This window comes from Comamonas sp. 4034 (genome assembly GCF_050434545.1).
GTDB classification, from domain to species: Bacteria; Pseudomonadota; Gammaproteobacteria; order Burkholderiales; family Burkholderiaceae_C; genus Comamonas; species Comamonas odontotermitis.
The window spans coordinates 24,180-45,329 of sequence record NZ_JBNDIT010000009.1 but is presented as its reverse complement, the minus strand read 5'-3'; the positions used below and the strand labels follow the sequence as shown (position 1 = coordinate 45,329).

General features: G+C 61.7%; 16 protein-coding genes. 8 read left to right on the top strand and 8 right to left on the bottom strand.

Annotation, left to right across the window (positions count from 1 at the left end; genetic code table 11):
* Window positions 1-32: 32 nt before the first annotated feature.
* From trpA to truA, 4 genes are read right to left on the bottom strand one after another with little or no spacing between them, the layout of a single operon-like run.
* A complete protein-coding gene (gene trpA / locus ABIE32_RS11440) occupies window positions 33-842 on the bottom strand; it encodes a tryptophan synthase subunit alpha (RefSeq protein ID WP_429016199.1) in 810 nt (269 codons plus the stop codon).
* Window positions 839-2,107 carry a tryptophan synthase subunit beta gene (gene trpB / locus ABIE32_RS11435; RefSeq protein ID WP_224151534.1) on the bottom strand — a complete coding sequence of 423 codons (1,269 nt, stop codon included), beginning with the start codon at window positions 2,105-2,107 and terminating at the stop codon, window positions 839-841. Before trpB ends, trpA begins: the two co-directional genes overlap by 4 nt.
* The gene (locus ABIE32_RS11430) at window positions 2,100-2,831 is read right to left on the bottom strand and encodes a phosphoribosylanthranilate isomerase (RefSeq protein WP_224151535.1); all 732 of its coding nucleotides are present in this window, start codon (window positions 2,829-2,831) and stop codon (window positions 2,100-2,102) included. The genes trpB and ABIE32_RS11430 overlap by 8 nt, the downstream gene beginning before the upstream one ends.
* A gap of 3 nt (window positions 2,832-2,834) precedes the next feature.
* Complete coding sequence (gene truA / locus ABIE32_RS11425) at window positions 2,835-3,653, bottom strand: tRNA pseudouridine(38-40) synthase TruA (RefSeq protein WP_429016455.1); 819 nt, start codon at window positions 3,651-3,653, stop codon at window positions 2,835-2,837.
* 160 nt (window positions 3,654-3,813) lie between these two features.
* Between truA and dnaB the strand changes: the two genes are divergently transcribed.
* A complete protein-coding gene (gene dnaB / locus ABIE32_RS11420) occupies window positions 3,814-5,223 on the top strand; it encodes a replicative DNA helicase (protein ID WP_224152582.1) in 1,410 nt (469 codons plus the stop codon).
* A 174-nt stretch (window positions 5,224-5,397) separates the two neighbouring features.
* Here the strand turns inward: dnaB and ABIE32_RS11415 are convergent, their stop codons facing one another.
* A complete protein-coding gene (locus ABIE32_RS11415) occupies window positions 5,398-6,300 on the bottom strand; it encodes a LysR substrate-binding domain-containing protein (RefSeq protein ID WP_224151537.1) in 903 nt (300 codons plus the stop codon).
* Between the two features lie 193 nt (window positions 6,301-6,493).
* Between ABIE32_RS11415 and ABIE32_RS11410 the strand changes: the two genes are divergently transcribed.
* From ABIE32_RS11410 to ABIE32_RS11395, 4 genes are all read left to right on the top strand, one after another.
* Window positions 6,494-7,627: a branched-chain amino acid ABC transporter substrate-binding protein gene (locus ABIE32_RS11410; protein ID WP_429016194.1), complete on the top strand. Its 1,134-nt coding sequence runs from the start codon at window positions 6,494-6,496 to the stop codon at window positions 7,625-7,627.
* 121 nt (window positions 7,628-7,748) lie between these two features.
* On the top strand, window positions 7,749-9,281 hold the full coding sequence (amaB, locus tag ABIE32_RS11405) for an L-piperidine-6-carboxylate dehydrogenase (RefSeq protein WP_429016191.1): 1,533 nt from the start codon (window positions 7,749-7,751) through the stop codon (window positions 9,279-9,281).
* 112 nt (window positions 9,282-9,393) lie between these two features.
* On the top strand, window positions 9,394-10,578 hold the full coding sequence (locus ABIE32_RS11400; RefSeq protein ID WP_429016189.1) for an NAD(P)/FAD-dependent oxidoreductase: 1,185 nt from the start codon (window positions 9,394-9,396) through the stop codon (window positions 10,576-10,578).
* A 276-nt stretch (window positions 10,579-10,854) separates the two neighbouring features.
* Window positions 10,855-12,546, top strand: coding sequence for a thiamine pyrophosphate-binding protein (locus tag ABIE32_RS11395; protein ID WP_429016186.1), 1,692 nt, complete (start codon window positions 10,855-10,857; stop codon window positions 12,544-12,546).
* 116 nt (window positions 12,547-12,662) lie between these two features.
* Here the strand turns inward: ABIE32_RS11395 and ABIE32_RS11390 are convergent, their stop codons facing one another.
* The 3 genes from ABIE32_RS11390 to ABIE32_RS11380 form a co-directional block, all read right to left on the bottom strand.
* On the bottom strand, window positions 12,663-14,390 hold the full coding sequence (locus ABIE32_RS11390; RefSeq protein ID WP_429016185.1) for a PhoH family protein: 1,728 nt from the start codon (window positions 14,388-14,390) through the stop codon (window positions 12,663-12,665).
* Between the two features lie 275 nt (window positions 14,391-14,665).
* Window positions 14,666-15,154 carry a peroxiredoxin gene (locus ABIE32_RS11385; RefSeq protein WP_224151543.1) on the bottom strand — a complete coding sequence of 163 codons (489 nt, stop codon included), beginning with the start codon at window positions 15,152-15,154 and terminating at the stop codon, window positions 14,666-14,668.
* 154 nt (window positions 15,155-15,308) lie between these two features.
* A complete protein-coding gene (locus tag ABIE32_RS11380) occupies window positions 15,309-15,689 on the bottom strand; it encodes an Mth938-like domain-containing protein (RefSeq protein WP_429016183.1) in 381 nt (126 codons plus the stop codon).
* Between the two features lie 209 nt (window positions 15,690-15,898).
* Between ABIE32_RS11380 and ABIE32_RS11375 the strand changes: the two genes are divergently transcribed.
* The 3 genes from ABIE32_RS11375 (at window position 15,899) to ABIE32_RS11365 (ending at window position 21,019) form a co-directional block, all read left to right on the top strand.
* On the top strand, window positions 15,899-17,191 hold the full coding sequence (locus tag ABIE32_RS11375; RefSeq protein WP_395024946.1) for a pyridoxal phosphate-dependent aminotransferase: 1,293 nt from the start codon (window positions 15,899-15,901) through the stop codon (window positions 17,189-17,191).
* A 136-nt stretch (window positions 17,192-17,327) separates the two neighbouring features.
* Window positions 17,328-18,662 carry a homoserine dehydrogenase gene (locus ABIE32_RS11370; protein ID WP_224151546.1) on the top strand — a complete coding sequence of 445 codons (1,335 nt, stop codon included), beginning with the start codon at window positions 17,328-17,330 and terminating at the stop codon, window positions 18,660-18,662.
* Between the two features lie 173 nt (window positions 18,663-18,835).
* A complete protein-coding gene (locus ABIE32_RS11365; protein ID WP_429016180.1) occupies window positions 18,836-21,019 on the top strand; it encodes a M48 family metalloprotease in 2,184 nt (727 codons plus the stop codon).
* The last annotated feature ends 131 nt before the right edge of the window (window positions 21,020-21,150 follow it).

The window sequence follows — 21,150 nt, the reverse complement described above, 5'->3', positions numbered from 1 at the left end:
AGCACCAGAGTGCGAGCGGCCCGAGGGGCGCATTATGCGTCAAGCGCCTTGCGAACGCCGCGCAAGAAGTCTGAAACGATGGGAACGACCTTCTCGTGCGGCTGGGTTTCAATCAGCTGGATGATGCGCGTACCGATCACCACGGCATCGGCCACCTTGCCGATGGCCTGTGCGGTCTGCGCATCTCGAATGCCAAAGCCAACGCCAACAGGGATGTGCACATGCTCGCGGATCTTGGGCAGCATGGCCTCGACTGCAGCGGTATCCAGCGTACCGGCACCGGTCACGCCTTTGAGCGAGACGTAGTACACATAGCCACTGGCCACGCGTGCTACCTGCTGCATGCGCTCTGGCGTCGATGTAGGGGCCAGCAGGAAGATCAGATCCATGCCATGCTGGCGCAGATCGGCGGCAAAGGCTTCGCATTCTTCGGGCGGGTAGTCTACCACCAGCACCCCATCCACTCCGGCGGCTGACGCATCGCGCACGAAGGCCCCTGCGCCGCGAAGCTGGTCATAGCGCTCCACCGGGTTCGCATAGCCCATCAGCACGACGGGCGTGACACTGTCCTTCTTGCGGAACTCGGCCACCATGGCCAGCACCTGCGCAAGGCCAATGCCCAGCGACAGCGCCTTTTCGCCAGCCTTCTGGATCACGATGCCATCGGCCATCGGGTCGGAGAAGGGAACACCGAGTTCGATGACATCGGCGCCTGCTTCCACCATGCCGTGCATCAATGCGGGCGTGATGTCGGCGAACGGGAAACCCGCCGTGACGTATGGAATCAAGGCCTTGCGGCCGGCCAGTGTTAACTGGTCAAACGTGGCTGCAATGCGGCTCATTTGGATGCTGCTCCTTTGACGGTGACGCCGCGGGCCGAAGGCTGGGTGTAGAAATCCACGCCTGACAGGTCGGCGACGGTGCCGATGTCCTTGTCGCCACGGCCGGACAGACTCACGAGGATGGATTGCTCGGGGCGCATGGTCTTGGCCAGCTTCATCGCGTAGGCGACGGCGTGGCTCGATTCCAGCGCAGGGATGATGCCTTCGGTGTGGCACAGGTAGTGGAAGGCGTCGAGCGCCTCCTGGTCGGTGATGCCGACGTACTGGGCGCGACCGATTTCCTGCAGCCAGGCGTGCTCAGGGCCGACGCCGGGGTAGTCGAGCCCAGCGCTGATCGAGTGGGTTTCGGTGATCTGGCCGTTTTCATCCTGCAGGATGTAGGTGCGATTGCCATGCAGCACGCCACTGGAGCCGCGCTGCAGCGACGCCGAGTGCTTGCCGCTGTCCAGGCCTTCGCCTGCAGCCTCCACGCCGATCAGCCGCGTGTTCTCGTAAGGGATATAGGGGTAGAAGATGCCCATGGCGTTGCTGCCACCGCCCACGCAGGCCACGACGGCGTCGGGCTGTTCGGCCGCCATGTTCTGCTCTTTGAACAGCTGGGGCATCTGCTCCAGGCATTCGTTGCCGATCACGCTCTGGAAATCGCGCACCATCGTCGGGTAGGGGTGCGGGCCCGCCACGGTGCCGATGATGTAGAAGGTGTTGTCCACATTGGCCACCCAGTCGCGCATGGCTTCGTTGAGTGCGTCCTTCAGCGTCTTGCTGCCCGATTCGACCGGCACCACGGTGGCGCCCAGCAGTTTCATGCGGTAGACATTGGGGCTCTGGCGCTTGATGTCTTCGCTGCCCATGTAAACCACGCATTCGAGGCCGTAGCGCGCGCAGATGGTCGCCGTGGCCACTCCGTGCTGGCCAGCGCCAGTCTCGGCGATGATGCGCGGCTTGCCCATGCGCTTGGCGAGCATGGCCTGGCCGATCACGTTGTTGATCTTGTGCGCGCCGGTGTGGTTCAAGTCCTCGCGCTTGAGGTAGATCTGCGCGCCCCCCATTTCGCGCGACATGCGCGCTGCGTGGTAGACGGGCGACGGGCGGCCCACGTAGTGCGCCAGCTCGTACTGGAATTCGCGCAGGAATTCCGGGTCGTTCTGGTAGCGGTCGTAGGCCTCACGCAGTTCGGTGAGCGCGTGGGTCAGGGTTTCGCTGGCGAAGGAGCCGCCATAGGGGCCGAAATGGCCTGCGGCATCGGGTTGCTGGTATTCAAACATGGAAAGGGTTCTGTGCAAGAAGCGCGTCTGCCGCACGCACGGCGGCGACGAACTGGTGGATCTTGTCGGCGTCCTTGGTGCCCTTGACGGGTTGGCCGTCGGGCCCGGTGGCTTCGACGCCGGAGCTCACATCAACCGCGAGCGAAATGCAGCGCGGCCTGACCTGCACAATGCCATCGGTCACGTTTGCAGGCGTGAGTCCACCAGACAAAACGAGATGAGAGGCTACGTTTGTTGGAAGCAGTGACCAATTGAATGCCTTGCCGCCACCACCGAATCCGTCGACATGGGCGTCGAGCAGAATGGCCTTGGCTTGTGAATATCGATGTGCGTATTCTACGAGGTCAAACTCTGCCGCAGCGTCGCCAAGGGGTATGCGCGCCGCCCGCAGGAATGCACGGGCGCCGCCCGCCGTAGCGGCAAGGCACTGCTGCGGCGACTCATCTCCATGAAATTGAGCAATGGCGCCCGGTACATGGTCGCAGGCAGCTATTACTTTTGAAGGCTCTTCGTTGACGAACAGCAGTACCGGCGTGACAAATGCAGGCAGGCGCCGGGCCAGCTTGGCAGCACGCTCCACGCTGACTGCACGCGGGCTTTTGGCATACAGCACAAAGCCGATGGCGTCGGCACCGGCGGCCACGGCTGCGTCCACGTCGGCCTCGCGCGTCAGGCCGCAGATCTTGATGCGTGTACGGGCAGGGAAGGGGGTTGTGTGCATCATGCTTCAGGCAAACCAGTCAAAGGAAACGGCCTGGGTGGGCAGGCCCCACTGTGCATCGTACTGGGGACCGAGAAAATACAGGCCGTCTGGCGAAAATGTGGGGGCGGCCATTTCACGGCTCCGTGCATTCAGCACTTCCTGCATCCATTCGGGCGGCTTTACGCCCTGGCCGATCATGATGAGGCAGCCCATGATGTTGCGGATCATGTGGTGGAGGAAGGCGCTGCCCTGAAAATCAAACCGCCAGTAGCACGAGGGCACGCCGTCGCGCGCGCTGCTGGGGCGCATCGGGCTATGGGCGATGTCGATGGCATACAACGTCTTGACGGGCGACTTGGCCTGGCAGCCTGCAGCGCGGAACGACGAAAAATCATGCTCGCCCAGCAAGAATTGCACGGCCTGCTGCATGGCGGCAAGATCGAGCGGCTGAAACACCCAGCCGACGCGGCCAAACTCGACACTCGGGCGCACCGGCGATTGCAGCAGCGCATAGCCATAGCGGCGCGAAGTGGCGCAGGCGCGGCTGTGAAAAGCCTCGGGAACGGCGCGCGCCCACTGCACGGCAATGTCCTTGGGCAAAAAAGTGTTGGTGCCGCGCACCCATGAGGCTTCGGCGCGCTCTACCGGCGCGTCGAAATGCACGACCTGCATCAGGCCGTGCACGCCGGCATCGGTGCGGCCGGCGCAGATGGTTGAGATGGGGGAAGCGGCGAAGCGGCCCAGGGCCGCTTCGAGATGGTCTTGGACGGTGCGGCCAGATGGCTGGCTCTGCCAGCCCTGGTACGCCTGCCCGTTATAGGTGATACCCAGTGCGATGCGCATGGCGCCGATCATAACTGGTGATGCCATGCTGGTAGCCGAGCAGGGGCCCTACCAGAGCGGGCAAGGGCCGGGCGGCGGGCGAGGCATTCGAGTTGCGCTATTCTTGCCGCATGGCACCGGCACCGATCCGGTGCATTTCTATTGCTGGAACCCTTCCCCCATGTCAGAGACCTTCCCCCCGATGGACGACGCGTTCATCACCCCCGACAAACAGGTGGCGCAGTTGCGCATTCCGCCGCATTCCATCGAATCGGAATCGAGCGTGCTGGGTGGCCTGCTGCTCGACAACAACGCCTGGGACCGGGTGGGCGACGTGCTGGCCGAAGACAACTTCTACCGCCACGAGCACAAGCTGATCTTCACCGCCATCGCCAGCATGATCAACGCTGGCAAGCCCGCCGACGTGATCACTGTCTACGAACATCTGCAGGGCATTGGCAAGGCTGAGGAAGTAGGGGGGCTGGCCTATCTGAACCAGTTGGCGCAGTACGTGCCCAGCGCCACCAATATCCGCCGTTACGGCGAAATCGTGCGGGAACGCTCCATTTTGCGCAAACTGGTGACGGCCAGCGACGAAATAGCCACCAACGCCTTCAATCCGCAGGGCAAGACGGTGGATCGCGTGCTGGACGAGGCCGAGCAGAAGATCTTTGCCATTGGCGAAGAAGGCTCGCGCATGAAGCAGGGCTTCCAGTCGCTGGACACCCTGGTGGTCGACTTGCTTGACCGCGTGCAGGAGATGGCAGACAACCCGGTCGATGTGACTGGCGTGCCCACGGGCTTTGTCGATCTGGACCGGATGACCAGTGGCCTGCAGGCGGGCGACCTGGTGGTGCTGGCGGCACGTCCGTCCATGGGCAAGACCTCGTTTGCGGTGAACATTGCCGAGCATGTGGCGCTCAACGAGGGGCTGCCGGTGGCGGTATTTTCGATGGAAATGGGCGCGGCCCAGCTGGCGGTGCGTATCGTCGGCTCGATCGGCCGCGTCAACCAGGGCAATCTGCGCACCGGCAAGCTGACCGATGAGGAATGGCCGCGTCTGTCGGAGGCGATCGAGCGCCTGCGCACTGTCAGCCTGCACATCGATGAAACACCGGGCCTTACGCCATCGGAGCTGCGCGCCAATGCGCGGCGCCTCGCGCGCCAGTGCGGCAAGCTGGGCCTGATTGTGGTCGACTACCTGCAGCTGATGAGCGGCTCGGGCAGCGCTGCCTCATCGGACAACCGCGCCACCGAGCTGGGCGAAATCTCGCGTGGCCTGAAGATGCTGGCCAAGGAGCTGCAATGCCCGGTGATCGCGCTGTCGCAGCTCAACCGTTCGGTGGAGCAGCGCACCGACAAGCGGCCCATGATGTCTGACCTGCGCGAATCGGGCGCCATTGAGCAGGACGCGGACATCATCATGTTCATCTACCGCGACGACTACTACAACAAGGAGAGCAACGAGCCCAATGTTGCCGAGGTCATCATCGGCAAGCAGCGTAACGGGCCGACGGGTACCGTCAAGCTCTTCTTCCAGAAGAACCAGACCCGTTTCGAGAACCTGGCTGTGGGCGCAGACGATTATTGAGGAATCGCCCTTGCAGTACCGCAGGGCTATTCAAAACAATAGCTGGCCGCGTAAGGTTTCCTTGGCTTTCAAGCGAAAAAGCATCTGAAAGTGAGCAAGGTAATGCGCTGCCAGCTTCTATTTTTATAGCGATCTCTTCAGTTACAGCCTTGTGCAGGGCGGCCGTTTTCTTGGCTATGGCCCGCTTTGCTGGCTTTGCGCCACCACCCAGCTCTCAAACGCCTGCAATGCCTGCGATGGCTCTCGGTAGGTGGGGTAGCTGAACCAGTAGCTTTGCGTGCCAGGCGAGGTATGGCTGTGGGCTGGCACCACCTGGCCGGCATCCAGCGCGGGTTGCACCAGCACCTCGGGCACCAGGCCGACGCCCAAGCCGGCGCTGGCGGCCATGATCACCATCGAAAACAGCTCGTAACGCGGCCCGCGTGAGGCCTGCACCGAGTAATCCCAGCCCAGTTGTGCATACCAGTCGCGCCAGGCATTGGGGCGGCTCTCCAGCCCGATGTGGACGAGATGGCGCCAATCTGCCTCCGCACCCAGTGCGTGCTGCTCTGCGAACGCCGGACTGCACACGGGGATGCAGGCTCCGTCTTGAGCAATGCGCTGGCCCTGGGTCTGGGCCCAGAGGCCGTCGCCCGAGTAGATGGCGCCGTCAAAACCGCTTTCCTCAAAGGCAAATGGCTCCGAGCGCACCGACAGGTGCACATGGATATCGGGGTGCAGCTTGGCGAAGGCTGGCAGGCGCGGCACCAGCCACTGCGTGGCAAAGCTGGAGACGACGGCCAGATGGATGGCATAGCCCTGGGCGCGGCTGTTGGCGATTTCCTGCGTATCGCGCTCCAGGCCATTGAGATGCAGGCGCACCCGCTGGGCATATCGTTTTCCCGCATCGGTGAGCATCACGCGGCGTTTGTGCCGTACGAAAAGCGGCACGCCCAGGCGGTCCTCCAGAGCCGCCACATGGCGGCTGACGGCGCTGGCAGTCAGCGCCAACTCGTTGGCAGCACGGGAAAAATTGCCGTGACGGGCTGATGCCTCGAAGGCCATCAACAGCCCGATATTGGGGATCGCGTTGCGCATAGGGGTAGGTACTTTGTTCGGAAAACGCAATATGTCTGGCTATTTTCGCATTTTGCTGTTCCTGATTGTTCACATAGCATTTTTAGCTATTGATGGTCTGTGGCCCGGCAGGCGGCAGACCGCGAACCCCAGCCTGCAACGCACCAGAGCAGTGCGGGCGGCACAACAGGAGACATCACCCATGCCACTGACCATGACCCATCGCCTCGGTTCCCTGACTGCCATTGCCGCTACCGCCTTGCTGGCAGGCCCGGCGAATGCCCAGACGGCGCAAACCGTCAAGATTGGCCACGCAGCGCCGCTGTCGGGGCCCATGTCGCACTGGGGCAAGGACAATGAAAACGGCATCCGCTTGGCGATCGAAGAGCTGAATGCCCAGAAGATGGTGATTGGCGGCAAGCCCGTGCAGTTCGAGCTGAAATCCGAAGACGACCAGGGCGATCCCAAGCAGGCCGTGGTGGTGGCCAACCAGATGGTGGATGGCGGCGTGCAGGCCATGTTGGGCCACTTCAACTCGGGTGCAGCCATTCCGGCGGCGCCCATCTACAACAAGAAGAGCATTCCCAACCTCTCGCCTGCCACCAACCCCGGCTTTACCGAGCTGGGCTACAACAACGTGTTCCGCGTGCTGGCAAGCGATGCCGATGTGGGCGCGGCGCTGGCTGAGCTGGCCGTGAACAAGCTGGGCGCCAAGCGCTTTGCCATCGTGGACGACCGCACGGCCTACGGCAAGGGCTCGGCCGACGACTTTGCCAAGCGCATCAAGGCCATGGGCGCCGAGGTGGTGGCGCAGGAGTTCACCACCGACAAGAGTGTGGACTTTTCCGCGATCCTGACCAATATCCGCGGCAAGAAACCCGATGTGATCTTCTATGGCGGCATGGATGCCCAAGGCGGCCTGATCGCCAACCAGATGAAGCGCCTGGGCGTCAAGGCCAAGCTGATGGGCTCGGACGGTCTGTGCACTGCCGAAATCCTCAAGATCAGCCAGGGCGCAGTCAACGACGTGCTGTACTGCAGCCGTGGCGGCGAAGAGCTGGCCAAGCGCCCCAAGGGTGCAGACTTTGCCAAGCGCTACCATGATCGCTTCAAGGCCGAGGTGCTGACCTATGGCCCCTTCATGTATGACGCGATGATGGTGGTGGCCGCCGCCATGAAAAAGGCTGACTCCACCGACCCCGCCAAATACCTGGCTGCCGTGCGCGATGTGAACTACGAAGGCGTGACCAATATCTTCAACTTTGACGACAAGGGCAATCTGAAGAACCCCGGCGTCACGGCCTATGTGTACAAGGACGGCAAGCAGACGCAGATTTCCTACAAGTGATGCAGGGCTGACGGCCCACGGTTTATAGTAAAAACCACTGCTTGCGCGCACCTACAGGGCGCAGGCAGCTTCTTTTTTGATAGTAGGCCTGTCAAGGCCAAAGCGTAAGGAACGACGAGCGATGAGCACATCCACCACCCGTTTGAACGAGATCTGCAAGCAACTGGCGCTGGATCTGAAACCCCTCTCCGGCAACGACATCACCAGCCGTTCACCCGCCGATGGTGCCACGCTGGCAACCCTGAAGGCGCACAGCGCCGAGCAGGCGAGCGCAGCCATCCAGGCCGCCCACAATGCCTACCTGCAATGGCGCACCGTGCCAGCGCCCGTACGCGGCGAGCTGGTACGCCGCTTTGGCCAGACCTTGCGCCAGCACAAGGCCGCGCTGGGTGCTCTGGTGTCGGTGGAAGCCGGCAAGATCACCTCCGAAGGCCTGGGCGAAGTGCAGGAAATGATCGACATCTGCGATTTCGCTGTCGGCCTGTCACGCCAGCTGCATGGCCTCACGATTGCCAGCGAGCGCCCCGGCCACCGCATGATGGAAACCTGGCACCCGATGGGTGTGGTCGGCATCATCTCGGCCTTCAACTTCCCCGTGGCCGTGTGGTGCTGGAACAGCGCCCTGGCCCTGGTGTGCGGCGATGCCGTGGTATGGAAGCCTTCCGAGAAGACCCCGCTCACCGCCGTGGCCTGCCAGCACCTGCTGGAAAAGACCATTGCCGAGTTCAACCAGGAGCAGCCTGGCGCCGTGCCAGCTGGCATCAGCCAACTGCTGATTGGCGCCCGCGACGTGGGCGAAGTACTGGTGGACAGCCCGCTGGTGCCCATTGTCAGCGCTACCGGCTCGACCCGCATGGGCCGCCAGGTGGGTGTGAAGGTGGCCGAGCGCTTTGGCCGCTCGATCCTGGAGCTGGGTGGCAACAATGCAATGATCGTGACGCCCTCGGCCGACCTGGAGCTGGCTGCACGCGCCATCACCTTCGCCGCCGTTGGCACTGCAGGCCAGCGTTGCACCACCTTGCGCCGTTTGATCGTGCACAAGAGCATTGCCGATCAACTGGTGGCGCGCCTGGAAAAAATCTACGGCAGCGTGACCGTGGGCGACCCGATGACCGACGGCACCCTGGTGGGCCCGTTGATCGACAAGGCATCGTTTGACGGCATGCAGGCTGCCCTGGCGCAGGCCAAGGCAGAAGGCGGTACCGTGATCGGTGGCCAGCGCGAACGCGAAGATCTGGGCGCAGACGCCTACTACGTGCGCCCGGCCCTCGTGAAGATGCCAGCGCAATCGAAGGTGATGGAACACGAAACCTTTGCCCCCATCCTGTACATCGTCACCTACGACGGCAACTCGGATGATGCGATTGCCCTGCAGAACGCGGTGCCACAGGGCCTATCGTCGGCCATCTTCACCAGTGACCTGCGCGACGCGGAGCGCTTCATGTCGCCCGCAGGCAGCGACTGCGGCATTGCCAACGTCAATATCGGCACTTCGGGCGCAGAAATCGGCGGCGCCTTCGGTGGCGAGAAGGAAACCGGCGGCGGCCGTGAATCGGGCTCTGACGCATGGAAGGGCTATATGCGCCGTGCGACCAACACCATCAACTACAGCGGCGCGCTGCCGCTGGCGCAAGGCGTTCGGTTTGATGTCTGACGGCACCTGCTGAGCCGCTGCGCGGCGTCCCTCGCTCTCCTTTGGGCGGGGGCGTTCTTGGCGGTGGCTCGGTGGCGGGCACGCCCTGGATTGACTTTGTGATCTTTGATCTATGCAAGAACTTCCTATCGTCATCGTTGGCGGTGGTGCCATTGGTAGCGCCATCGCCTATTTTTTGACCCTGCAGCAGCCCGGCGTGCCGGTAATGGTGATCGAGCGTGATCCAAGCTATGCGCAGGCCTCGTCGGCACTGTCGGCCAGCTCCATCCGCCAGCAGTTCTCCACCGCCATCAACATTGCGCTGTCGCAGTTCGGTATTGGTTTCTTGCGCAACCTGAAGACGGAGCTCGCCGTTGGCAACGACCAGCCGGACATCGGCCTCGTGGAAGACGGTTACCTGTACCTGGCGACCCAGGCGGGCGAGGCTGTGTTGCGCGACAACCATGCGCTGCAGCGCGCACACGATGTGGATGTGGCATTGCTGGACTCGGAAGCGCTCAAGGCCCGTTTTCCGTGGTTGAACGTTGACGACATCGTGCTCGGCTCGCTGGGGCTGTCGGCAGAAGGCTGGTTTGACGGCTACCTGCTGATGCAGTCGCTCAAGGCCAAGGCGGTGTCGCAGGGTGTGAAGTACCTGCGGGCCGAAGCCGTAGGCGTTGCGCATTCCAGGCACGACGGCGTGGCACATGTGGAAGCCGTGCTGCTGGCAGACGGCACGCGCATTGCCTGCCGCGCCATGGTGAACGCTGCCGGTGCCTGGGCCAAACCTGTGGCTGGCTGGCTGGATATTGATCTGCCCGTGCACGGCAAGCGCCGCACGGTCTTCAACCTGTCCAGCCCCGCCAAGCTGCCCCAGTGTCCGCTGCTGATCGACCCATCGGGCATCTGGCTGCGACCGGAGGGCCATGGTTTCATCGCCGGTTTCTGCCCAGAAGAGGGGAACGACGGCAACGATATTCCGCTCGATGTGGAACACGATGCTTTCGAGAACTTTGTCTGGCCGACGCTGGCCGAGCGCATTCCGGGCTTTGAAGCGTTGCGCGTGGAAAGCGCCTGGGCGGGTTACTACGAGATGAATTTGTTCGACCACAACGCCATCATTGGCCTGCACCCCAGCTGCGACAACGCTTATTTTGCCAATGGCTTTTCGGGCCATGGCCTGCAGCAGAGCCCGGCGGCTGGCCGTGCAATTGCCGAACTGGTGCTGACCGGGCGCTACCAGACGCTGGACGTGAGCCCGCTGGGCTGGGAACGCCTGTTGCGCAACGAACCGCTGCTTGAGAAATGCATCATCTGAACCAGACACCCCGGCGTTGCCGGGTGACATAAATCAAAGGGGCTGAGCACCATGCGGAGTATGGTGTCCGGCCCTTTTTCATTGGGGTCGCCCCAAGGTGAAAAGCGCCCCTCTCGGAGGGGCAGCGGCCACACGAAGTGGGTGAGCGTGGGGAGCAATTTTTCATCGCCGGGCCGCCCCAAGATGAAAAGCGCCCCTCTTGGAGGGGCAGCGGCCACACGAAGTGGGCAAGCGTGGGGAGCAATTTTCTTTCGATTTCAACAAGGAGACAAAAAAATGACACAGGCAAATATCCAGCGCACTGGCGGCCAGCTGGTGGTGGACCAGCTGGTGATCCATGGCACCCAGCAGATCTTCACCGTACCGGGCGAGAGCTTTCTGGCCGTGCTGGACGCTTTGTACGATGCGCCCATCGACACCACCATCTGCCGCCAGGAAGGCGGTGCAGCAATGATGGCCGAGGCGCAGGGCAAGCTCACCGGCCGTCCTGGCATCTGCATGGTGACACGCGGCCCGGGCGCCACCAATGCGTCGGCGGGCTTGCATGTGGCAATGCAGGATTCAACGCCGATGATTCTGTTTGTCGGCCAGATCGAGCGCAGCGCGCGCGACCGCGAAGCCTTTCAGGAGCTCAATTACCGCGCCGTCTTCGGCCCCATGGTGAAGTGGGCGACCGAGATCGATGATGCGGCGCGCGTGCCCGAGATCATTGCCCGCGCATTCGCTGTAGCCACCAGTGGCCGTCCGGGGCCGGTGGTGATCGCTCTGCCCGAAGACATGCTGCGCGATACCGTGTCGGTGCCTGATGCCAGGCCGTACCAGGCGGCACCCGCCAACGCGGCAGATGCCGATGTACAGACCGTGGTTGCCAAGCTTGCCGCAGCCAGCAACCCCATCATCATTGCAGGCGGCTCGCGCTGGAATGCGCAGGCCCACCAGGACATTGCAGCCTTTGCCGCAGCCCATGCCGTGCCGGTGGCGTGTTCCTTCCGCAGGCAGATGGTGTTTCCGGCCAACCACCCCAATTACGCGGGCGATGTGGGCCTGGGCGTCAACCCCAAGCTGATCGAGCGCGTCAAGCGCGCCGACCTGGTGGTGCTGCTGGGCGGGCGCATGTCCGAGGTGCCATCGCAGGGTTACAGCCTGCTGGGCATTCCGGCGTCGCAAGGCCAGCAGTTGATCCATATCCACCCCGATCCAGATGAGCTGGGCCGCGTGTACCAGGCCGATCTGGCCATTGTGGCTGCGCCAGACAGCTTCTGCGCAGCGCTTGCCAGCCAGCCTGCGGCGCAGGCCAGTGAAGCGCGCCGAGAGCTGGTAGTGCAGGCCCACGCGGATTACCTGGCCTGGAGCAATCCGGCGCCCATCCAGGTGCCAGGCAATTTGCAGATGGGCCAGTTGATGGCACATGTGCGCGAAGTGCTGCCCCCCGATACCGTGTGGTGCAACGGAGCTGGCAACTTTGCCACCTGGGTGCACCGGTTCTGGCCCTTTACCAGCTATGGCAGCCAGCTCGCGCCCACCAGTGGCAGCATGGGCTACGGTTTTCCGGCCGCGGTGGGCGCCAAGCGGCTGTGGGCCGATCGCAGTGTGGTGTGCATTGCGGGCGACGGCGATTTTCTGATGCACGGCCAGGAGTTTGCGACGGCCGTGCAGTACCACTTGCCCGTTGTGGTGCTGCTGATCGACAACGGCATGTACGGCACGATCCGTATGCACCAGGAGCGTGACTACCCCAACCGCGTGAGCGCCACCGAGTTGCGCAACCCTGACTTTGTGGCCTACGCCAAGGCTTTTGGCGGCAATGGCATGCGCGTGGACAGTACAGAAGAGTTTGCCCCCGCTTTGGCCGCCATGCGCGCCTGGGCGGCCGAGCACCAACTGCCAGTGATCGTGCATTGCAAGCTGGATCCGCAGGCCATCACGCCTTCGCGCAGCCTGGACCAGATTCGCGGTACCGGAGCCTGATGACGCTCTGGCATGCAGCCAAAGAAAAAGCACCTGTGGAAGGTGCTTTTTTGATGTTTTTTGCTTCTGGCGCCTTGCAGTCAAGCGCCTGTAGCTATCGATTGCATAGCAATGACTTACAGCACATCGCTGGCAAAATCGGCCAGGCGCGAGCGCTCTCCGCGTGCCAGGGTGATATGGCCGCTGTGTGGCCAGCCCTTGAAGCGGTCAACCACATAGGTCAGGCCCGATGAGCCTTCGGTCAGGTACGGCGTATCGATCTGGGCCAGATTGCCCATACAGATGATCTTGGTGCCAGGGCCAGCGCGTGTGATCAAGGTCTTCATCTGCTTGGGCGTCAGGTTCTGCGCCTCGTCGATGATGACGTACTTGTTGAGGAAGGTACGGCCGCGCATGAAGTTCATGCTCTTGATCTTGATGCGGCTGCGGATCAGGTCATTGGTGGCCGAGCGGCCCCATTCACCAGGGTTGCCGCCATCGCCCTTGGCCAGAAACTCCAGGTTGTCGTCCAGCGCGCCCATCCAGGGGCCCATCTTCTCTTCCTCGGTACCGGGCAGAAAGCCGATGTCCTCGCCCACGCTCACGGTGGCGCGGGTCATGATGATCTCACTGTAGCGGCGCTCGTCCAGCACCTGCGTCAGACCGGCGGCAAGCGCCATCAAGGTCTTGCCGGTACCGGCCGTACCAGCCAGGGTGACGAAGTCCACGTCCGGGTCCATCAACAGATTCATCGCGAAGTTTTGCTCGCGGTTGCGGGTGGTTACGCCCCAGACGTTGTTCTTCTGGTGGCCGTAGTCCTTCAGGGTCTCCAGCACGGCAGTCTTGTCGCGGATTTCGATCACGCGGGCAAACAGGCTGTTTTCGCCCGGTGCTTCGTAGTACACGAACTGGTTGATGTGCAACTGCTGCGTGATCGCGCCGCTGATGCGGTAGCAGGTGGATGCACCGGACTGCCAGCTTTCCACCTTCTTGCCCACCTTGGCCCAGAAATCCAGCGGGAGCTGCAACATGCCGGTGTAGAGCATGTCGCCGTCTTCCAGCGTCTTGTCATTCTGGTAGTCCTCGGCTTCCAGGCCCAGCGCACGCGCCTTGACGCGCATGTTGATGTCCTTGGACACCAGTACGACGGGGCGTTCCGGGTGGCGCTGGCGCAGGGCCTCGACCACGCCCAGGATCTGGTTGTCGGCCTTGCCTTGCGGCAGGCTTTCAGGGAGGTGGTAGTGGAGCGGCTCGGTCTGGAAGAACAGGCGCCCGGTCGCGCCTTTCTGGCCGGTGGCATCGAGGTGAATGCCCTGGGCCAGTTGCGATTCCTGCGTGGCGACCAGTGCATCGAGCGTGCGGCTTGCCTGGCGGCCATTGCGGGCCACTTCGGTCATGCCCTTCTTGTGCGCATCGAGCTCTTCCAGCACGATCATCGGCAGGTAGATGTCGTTTTCCTCGAAGCGGAACAGGCTGCTCGGGTCATGCAGCAGCACATTGGTATCCAGCACAAACAGCTTGGCGACACCGCTGCCGGTCTTGCGCACCTTGGCAGGCTTGCTGGCAGGCACGGCGCTGTCGGCCACTATGTATTTGGCAGGGGCCGTGGGGGTGTTGGCAGTGGTCGCCTTGGCGGCCTTGGCTGCTGCCTTGGGCGAGCGGGCTGGCTTGGTGCCCGTTGCCGGTGTGCGTTGCAGCGCTTGGGCGCTAGCAGCGATCTGGGTGGGCTCCAACTCCAATGCGAGGTCAGAGACATCGCCGATCACGGGGCCGGTGGATTTGCGCGTCTTGGCGGAAGCCTTGGTGGCCAGGTCGCTGGAGGAAAGCCGGCTGGCGCGTCCGGTAGGTGCGGGAGGCAGAGGCATGAAGCAAAAGGCCTTTATCAATTACTCGCCAAAGGGGCGATATTCACATCGGAATGCAGGCCTGCCAAAGCAAAAAAGGCCATCTCGCAAGCAAGACAGCCTTTTTGAAGATCGATAGGGCAGCAACGCATTCCGGGCTCAAACATATGAGTCCATTATGCACATTCTGCCGGACAGAAAAATGTCAAATTTCTGTCATCGTACAGACGGCAACGGCGCACCCCTGCATGACAGGCGATGCGCCGCAAAGGCACGATGAATCGCGCAGGACTGGCTTATGCAGCCTTTTTCTGCGCAGCCTTCATCGACTTGACCGCCTTGAGCACTTCTTCCACGTGCCCAGGAACCTTCAGGCCACGCCATTCCTGCACGAGGACGCCATCAGGGCCTACCAGGAAAGTCGAGCGCTCGATGCCCTTGACCTTCTTGCCGTACATGATCTTGTTCTTGACCACGCCGAACATGTGGCAGAGCTTCTCCTCGGTGTCGGCGATCAGCTCAAAAGGCAGCTCAAGCTTGCCCTTGAAGTCATCGTGCGATTTCATGTTGTCGCGCGATACACCGAACACCGCCGCACCTGCCTTCACGAAGTCCGCGTACTTGTCGCGGAACTGCATGGCCTCGGTGGTGCAGCCGGGAGTGTTATCCTTTGGGTAGAAGTACAGCACCAGAATTTGCCCCTGATGCGATGCATTGGAAACCTTCTGGCCTCCCGTAGCTTGTGCTTCAAATTCTGGCAGGGATTTGTTGACAACAACAGCCATAGCGCTCTATTTTCTCCGGAGTAATCGCAAAAAGGCCGCAGGAATCAAAGTGCTCATATAGTTATTATTCAGGCCCACGACCGCAAGCTGCTATTTTACCCTGAATCGAAATATTTATCGAGCCCCCCTGATAATCACAGGCTATCGATTGTGGCTATCCGGCAGGCACTTCCACCACGGCGGCCAGCAACACCTTCCGGCCTTCTCCAGCGAGCACGTTGTAGGTGCGGCATGCCGCAGGGGTATCCATGGTCTCGAAGCCGATGCGCTGGGCGATCAGCGGCGCCAGCCAGGCGGGCGAAGGAAAACGTAAGCAATTGCCACTGCCAAAAATAATGGTCTCCACATCGAAGTCCGCCAGCTGCGCAAAATGGGCGGGCCCCAGGTCGGCAAAGCTGTTGCAGTTCCAGGGTTGCAGGCTGCCATTGGAGCAGACCACCAGGCTGTGCTCATAGCGCTGCTTGTCCACGGCGACCCAGCCGCGGTCATAGCCCGTGACGGTCAACGTGTTGGATTTGTCGGGTTGGAATTTCATGGGAGCGGGCTTTCGGGCGAGGTGGCGTTCGTACTCCGGCAAGGCAGTACGATCCATTGGGTACCACTACACTGTGGTATCAGTGAAGAACTGTGGTCAAATTATAGGTTTCACCTCGTCGGTTCTGTGGTTATCGGGTGCGGGCAGTCTCTGCCGACCTGCTGCCAACGGGCTGCAATCCCTCGTTTTCAAAGGTAGTGCTTTCTGTCATGAAGACCATTCATAAATCCGCCAAGCTGGCCAATGTTTGTTACGACATCCGAGGGCCCATCATGGACGCGGCCAAGCGGATGGAAGACGAAGGCCAGAAGATCATCAAGCTCAACATCGGCAATCTGGCGGTTTTCGGCTTTGATGCACCTGAGGAAGTGCAGCAGGACATGATCCGCAACCTGCCCAATTCGGCGGGCTACTCGGACAGCAAGGGCATTTTTGCGGCGCGCAAGGCGGTGATGCATGAAACCCAGCGCCTGGGCATCAAGGGCGTGACGCTGGACGATATCTATCTGGGCAACGGTGCGTCCGAGCTGATCAGCCTGGCGACCAACGCCTTGCTGGACTCTGGCGACGAAATGCTGCTGCCCGCTCCAGATTACCCACTGTGGACGGCGGCCAGCAGCCTGTCGGGTGGCACGCCAGTGCACTACATGTGCGACGAAGACAATGGCTGGATGCCCAATCTGGCAGACATCCGCGCCAAGATCACGCCGCGTACCAAGGGTATTGTGGTCATCAACCCCAACAACCCTACCGGCGCGCTCTACAGCAAGGAGCTGCTGCTGCAGATCATTGACATCGCTCGCGAGCACGGCCTGGTGGTGTTTGCCGACGAGGTGTATGACAAGGTGCTGTACGACGATGCCGTGCACACGCCAATCGCAAGCCTGTCGCAGGATGTGCTGACGATCACCTTCAACTCGCTGTCCAAGGCTTACCGCAGCTGTGGCTACCGTGCTGGCTGGATGGTGATCTCGGGCGATAAATCGGGCGCTTCCGACTATATCGAAGGCCTGAACATGCTGTCGAACATGCGCCTGTGCGCCAATGTGCCAGGCCAGTGGGCGGTGCAGACGGCACTGGGTGGTCACCAGAGCATCGACGAGCTGGTGCAGGAGGGTGGCCGCCTGCGCAAGCAGCGCGACATGGCATGGGAGATGATCAATGCCATTCCCGGTGTCAGCTGTGTCAAGCCCCAGGGCGCGCTCTATATGTTTCCGCGCCTCGATCCGAAGGTGTACCCGATCCAGGACGATCAGGAATTCTTCCTGCAGGTACTGAAGGAAACCCGGGTGATGCTGGTGCAGGGGACGGGCTTCAACTGGCCTCAACCAGACCATTTCCGCATTGTCTTCCTGCCGCATGAGCCGGATCTGAAGGAAGCCATCAACCGGCTGGCCGGCTTTTTGGCCAAATACCGCCAACGCTATGGCACGGACAAGCTGGCTGTGGTGCCTGCCGCCGAAGCACCGGCCAAGCTGGCCAAGGCCAGCAAGGCAGCCTGAGGCATGCAGGCTGTACGGGGCGCCTCCCTTCGCGTTGTCGGCAGGGTGTGTACCAGCTGTATTTAATTTGATAGCTACCGACGCTTACCAGATAAGCGCCAGAGTGTTTTTTACTGCGAACTATTTGTAGAGACTTATGAAACCGATCCAAGTTGGCTTGTTGGGCATCGGCACCGTGGGCAGTGGTGTCTTTGGCGTATTGCAACGTAACCATGACGAGATTCGTCGCCGCGCTGGCCGCGAAATTGCAATCACCATGGTGGCCGATCTGGACGAAACCCGCGCACGCGCCGTGGTGGGCGAGCATGCGAAAGTCGTCAAGGACGCGCGTGATGTGATCGCCAACCCCGATATCGACGTGGTAGTGGAGCTGATCGGCGGCTATGGCATTGCCAAGGCCCTGGTGCTAGAGGCCATTGCCGCAGGCAAGCACGTGGTGACGGCCAACAAGGCACTGCTGGCGGTGCACGGCTCCGAAATCTTCAAGGCGGCTGCGGAAAAAGGTGTGATGGTGGCCTATGAAGCTGCTGTGGCAGGCGGCATTCCCATCATCAAGGCGCTGCGTGAAGGCCTCACCGCCAACCAGATTCAGTGGATTGCCGGCATCATCAACGGCACCACAAACTTCATCCTGTCCGAAATGCGCGACAAGGGTCTGGATTTCGATGTGGTGCTGAAGGAGGCGCAACGCCTGGGCTACGCCGAAGCCGATCCAACCTTCGATATCGAAGGGGTGGACGCTGCCCACAAGGCCACCTTGATGAGCGCCATCGCCTTTGGCGTTCCTGTGCAGTTCGACAAGGCCTATGTCGAAGGCATCACCAAGCTGTCGTCGGTGGATATCAAATACGCAGAGCAACTGGGTTACCGCATCAAGCTGCTGGGCATTACCAAGCGTGCCGAAAAGGGCATCGAATTGCGTGTGCACCCGTCGCTGGTGCCAGCCAAGCGCCTGATTGCCAATGTGGAAGGCGCCATGAACGCCGTGGTGGTGCATGGCGATGCCGTAGGCACTACGCTTTATTACGGCAAGGGCGCAGGCTCGGAGCCCACCGCCTCGGCCGTGATTGCCGATCTGGTCGATATCGCCCGCCTGGACGGTGCAGATGCAGCCCACCGCGTGCCGCCCCTGGCCTTCCAGAGCAGCACCTTGCGCGAGGCGGGGCAGGATCTGCCCGTGCTGCCCATGGCCGAAGTGGTCACCAGCTATTACCTGCGGATGCGCGTGGCCGACGAGGCTGGCGTATTGGCCAAGGTAACAGGCATTCTGGCCAATGCAGGCATCAGCATCGATGCCGTGCTGCAGCGTGAAGCCGATGAGGTGGGAGGCGAAGGATCGACGCAGACCGATCTGATCATCCTGACCCACGACACCCGCGAAGGCGATATGGACAAGGCGTTGGCCGAAATCCAGGGCCTGCCCACGGTGCTGGCGCCCATCACTCGCATCCGCAAGGAAGAGCTGAACTAAGCCTGCGCGCAGTTCACCTGTCAACCGCCACCGGTCTTGTGCCGCTGGCGGTTTTCTTTTTACCTATTGTTTATTTTTTCGCCATATTGTTTCAAAAATTACTCGTTATTATCAATCGCTTAGAACCATGGCAGGTTTAGCGACCTGCTACATAACAAGGAGTGAGAGCAGGCATGTCTGAGACTGACAAGAAATGGGCTGCACGGGCCAAGCGTTGGGCGGTGTTGTTTGGTATTCCACTGATCATGCTGCTCGTCGGCATGTGGCAATGGTCGCGGGCAGGCGCGTCGGTGGATGTGCAGGCAACGATTGCCGCGTACGAACAGGTCGTGCAGGAACTCAAGGCGATTGAAGAAACCAGCCCCCGAGGCCGGGCAACGGTGAAGGACAGCGAGGGTCGCAGCGTGGATGCAAGGCTGATGCGCAGCCGCTACGAACGCGCATTGGCCGAACTGAAGGCCGGTGGCTTGAACGTGACCACCCGCAATCTACAGCCAACGCTGGCGGGCTGCACCATGGCTTTCAGCGTGCTGGCGCTGCTGTGGTCGGCGTTTGGCGTGTTCTATCAGAGTGCCATGGGCAAGAAGGCGATGCAGTCGCGCGAGCAATTGCTGGCCACATTTGAAAAGGGCCGCAAGCTGCTGCCGACCTACATGGTGGTGATGGTTCTGCTGCTGTTTGCTGCCGCCATTCCGCTTCTGGTGTACGAGATGATGCCCATCCTGCGCCACAACCGCTACAGCAAGGGCGACATGAAATTCATGCTCGTGCTGGGAGGCTTGGCGCTGTTTCTGCTGTTTTCAGGCTGCAAGGTGCTGTGGGATGTGTGGAAGGCATCCCGCAAGGCAATGGAAAACGAGCCTATCGAGGTGATGGGCCAGGCACTCGCACGCGAGAAGGCGCCTGAGCTGTGGGCCTTTGTCGACCGCGTGGCTGCCAAGACCGGCGCGGGCATGCCTGACAGCATTGTCGTCGGCCTCAATGAAGGCTTCTTTGTGACGGAGCACCCCGTTCGGCTCAGCAATGGCAGCATGGTGCCCGCGGGGCGCGTGCTGTATCTGCCCTTGCCGTACATGGCGTTCCTCAATGCGGCAGAGGTGGCCTCGGTCATTGGCCACGAACTGGGCCACTTCATTGGAGAAGACACGCTCTATAGCCAGCGTTTCTCGCCGATCTATGCCGCCACCATCAACCACCTGGTGGCCATCAGTGGCGGAGAAAAGCACGAAGAGTCCTGGATGGACTTCCTGCGCCGCCCGGCCACCCTGTTTGGCGAGATGTTTCTCGACAGCTTTCACGAGGCGGTGCGCTTTTGGGGTCGCAAGCGCGAACTGGCGGCCGATGCCGTGGGCGCCAGTGTGGTCGGCCCGCAGGCCGTTGCTTCGTCACTTTTGCGCATCACCGCGCTTGAGCCCCACGTGAGCGAAGCGCTGGAGATGAACTGGGACCAGGGCCAGACGGTGGAGGGCGGCATCGTGGGCCATGTGCGCCAATTGGTGGCCAGCAAGGGCATGGCAGACCCGAGCCAGCACCTGGAAAATCGCCAGTCGCACCCGACCGATACCCATCCGGAACTGGCCGTGCGGCTGGATGCACTGGGCGTGCCCATCACCCCGGAGCTGCTGGGCCGGGCCATGGATTCGCAGGGCAGCCGTTTGCTGCAGGAATTTGGCCTGGAGCAGGGTGCGGCACCCGCTGCGGCAACTGGTGGCACCATGGCGGGTAGTGTGTCACCTGCGCCAGTGGCGGACGTGAATGCGGCCTTGCAAAGCGAGCTGACCAGTGTTGCAGCATCTGCACGAGCGGCCAAGATTGCCGAGTTGCAGGAGATCGCGGCCTTGGGGCGCGAGCAGACCGTGATCTATGAGCGTTCCTGGTTTCAAACCGGGCTCTTTGTCTTCTTCACCGTGGTCTGCGTGGCAGGGGCTGCGTTCCTGTTCAACAGCCGGAATGGTCAGCTCTATGGTGTGGGCGTTCTGTTGGCGGGGCTGGCCTGCGCCTATTTCGCATTCCTGTTTTCACGGGATGGCAAGGAGCCCGCATTGGTACTGGCTCCCGAAGGCGTGCAAATGTTCAAGGCGCAGGAGCTGCTGCCATGGTCGGCGATTGACGACTTCCAGTTCACCCAGGCCAACCACATGCTCACCATCACCCTGCCGCTGGAGCAAGGCGTGGTGCCACCTGCCCTGGGCGTGGGGCGCAGACGTGGGCAATACGTCAAGAAAAAGCACCGCATGGTGCTGATGCTCAAGGGCGTGAAGAAGATGAAAAACGACGCCTTTGCCGAGTTGATGGTGGACTACTGGCGAGCCTTCCACGCAAGGCGCGAGCTGCAGCGCATGGGTGTACAGCCCTGACTGTCTTGCAATGCTTTCTGCATACAAAGGGCCCGCCGGGGCCCTTTGTCTTTGCGTAGTAGCCACCAATTGAACCTAAAGCGTACCAGTACTGGCGGCTGACCGATAATAGGCGGCTGATTTCAGGCCCG